Annotated in this window: 1 protein-coding gene; it reads right to left on the bottom strand. The window is 50.2% G+C overall.

Going from position 1 to position 237, the window contains the following annotated elements; translation table 11 throughout:
• Positions 1-237, bottom strand: a 237-nt coding sequence (locus ACQ5DJ_RS30100; RefSeq protein ID WP_429845633.1) for a M4 family metallopeptidase, incomplete at both ends; no start/stop codon positions are given.

The following is a 237-nucleotide window of genomic DNA, read 5'->3' as shown; positions in this document are numbered from 1 at the left end:
GAGTTTGGATTGAGGTAGTTTGTTAGGGCGTAGTAGTAGATTTTTGCTGTGTCATTGCGACCAATGCCTGTGACCGTTACACCGTGGTGTGAACCACCCTCTGCGAGGAGATATGCTGCTTTGTTATTGATACCGCTGTTCGTGTGTACGCCTCCGTTGTCATTTGGACCTGTGTAGCGATCGCTGTAGTGGTCAGGATCACCAGCAATGGTTGGATCTTCGAGAGAGCGTAGTGCG

The organism is Brevibacillus sp. FIR094, assembly GCF_050477165.1.
In the GTDB taxonomy this organism is placed as follows: domain Bacteria; phylum Bacillota; class Bacilli; order Brevibacillales; family Brevibacillaceae; genus Brevibacillus.
This window is presented reverse-complemented; position numbering and strand designations above follow the sequence as displayed.